Here is a 1,948-nt window from a genome sequence, read left to right as displayed (position 1 = left end):
CTTGAAGTTCTCCTGGGCCAGCTTGAAATCGTCCTTGCCACCGGCCACGGGCGGAACCTTGCCGACGTTGGGGCCAGGGCCGGCGTTGGTGTTCGCGCTGGGGGTGTTCTTAGGCTTCGGGGCCTCGGCCGGGGTGTGGCGGTGGGGGTTCGGGGTAGTGTGCCGTCCGGTGTCCGGTCGGCTGTCATGCGGGGTCGGGCCGCGCTCGGCGCCGAGGTGGTGGTCGTGGATGTTCGCCTGGTTGGAGATGTCCTCGATCTTGGCCAGGTTGTCGTTCGTCAGCGCCGAGTCGGTCCAGGCATCAGGGCCCATCAAACCGGGCTGGTCCTGACGGTTGAAGAGCAGGTTGTTGTTCCGGTAGCCCTCGCCCAGACCGAGGAAGTGCATGACCTCGTGGGTCAGGCCGGTGTTCTCGTCGTGGACGTCCCAGTTCGTCTGGTTGGTCGACGGCGGGTTCTTGTCCACAGTGGAATCGTGGACGTTGACGGGGACACCGCGTTTCGGATCCGCGGTCCAGCTGTCGTCGTTCGGCTCGACGTCGTCGTTCGCGCGCGCGTCGACCGTGACGTGGAGCTGGTCGCCGTTCGGCAGGGTGTACCGCTGGTTGACGTTCTCGTCGAGGTGGTTCTGCAGGTTCTGCGCGAGCTGGTTGCGGGTGTCGATCGAGACCGAACCCGTCGAGGACGTGAGGTCCAGGGGCACGGTGAACTCGCGTACCCAGTTGCCCGGCGACGTCTCGAACCGACGGACGTCGTAGCGAATGTGCGTGACGGCGCCCTCGAGCTGACCACCCTTGAGCCCTTCGCGGTCGCCGTCGAACTGGCTCGCGATGGCCTTCTTGGGGTCGAACCGCTCCGACACGAACCGCGACGGCGGGGCGGTGTCGCGCCGTCCGCCCCACTCCTTCGGGGCCGGAAGGTCCTTTGTGGACGTTTTCGGCTGATGCTGCGGGTCGGTCGTCGTGCGGTTCGGCGGAGCCTCGGACGAGGTCTGGTTGGTGTGCCCGCCGAGGTTCTGGATGAGAGCCTGGCGGGTGCCCAGGGTGAGGCCGAGCAGCTTCTTGCCGTCGTCGGCGTTCTGCTGCACGCCCTTCATGAACGCCTTGCGCTCCGCCGGCGGCAGGTTCGTTCCGAGGTCGCCGAACTTGGTGGGCACCTTCGGCATCGGCCCCGGCGGGTTGATGCCGTCGAAAGCCACCTTGGCGGCGGTCTTCGCGAGGTTCGGGTCGAGGCTGGTGTGGTTGCCCAGGTAGTGCCCGACCTGGTCCGCCCACGTCGTCTCGTTGGCGTGGCTCTGGGTCAGTTTGGTGACGTTCGCCGGGTTCGTCCCGACCTTGCCCGCGATGCGCGTGCCGTCGGTCTTGATGGCCAGGTCGGAGTCGAACTTGGCCATGTCGGTGAGGTGGCCGTCGTAGTCCCAGCCGGCCTTGCGCTGGGCCAGCACGGAATCGACCAGGCCCTGGCCTTCCTTGGCCCCGTAGTCGAACTTGCCGGTGTTCGGGTTCTTCGTGCCGAACGTCGCGTCGTTCTCGAGCTTGCCGCCGTTGAGCCGGACGAACGTGTTCGGCTCCGGGAAGTAGACGCTGCGGGAGTCGACCTTCGCCATGGCGTTGCGGACGTCGAGGTCGAGCTGCGCGGCGTTGTTGGCGTTGACGCCGTCGCCGGGGCGGACACCGTAGCCGCCGCTGATCACTTCCGGCGGGCCCTCGGGGTTGTTGTTGACGGTGGTGTTCACCGCGTCGAAGAGCGGACCGTTCTTGGTGTTCAGCGAGTTGACGTCGGCGTCGCCGATGTGCAGGTAGACCTCGTTGTCACCGCCGTTGTCGCGGATCTGCTGGACCAGGTTCTCCGTGACGGGGTTGCGGACGATCGTTTCGCGGATCCCGCCGTAGGGAATCGACTTCTGGTCCACGATGTCCGTGGTCGGGTTCTTCCACGTGAAACCGACC

1 protein-coding gene is annotated in these 1,948 nt (G+C 66.5%); it reads right to left on the bottom strand.

Annotation, left to right across the window (positions count from 1 at the left end; all coding sequences use genetic code 11):
- A partial coding sequence (locus AB0F91_RS47130; protein WP_360609044.1) for a hypothetical protein occupies window positions 1–1,948 on the bottom strand: 1,948 nt, incomplete at both ends.

Source organism: Amycolatopsis sp. NPDC023774 (genome assembly GCF_040639695.1).
Taxonomy (GTDB): Bacteria; Actinomycetota; Actinomycetes; order Mycobacteriales; family Pseudonocardiaceae; genus Amycolatopsis.
The sequence above is the reverse complement of the archived record's forward strand: the minus strand, read 5'-3'. Positions and strand labels throughout refer to the sequence as shown.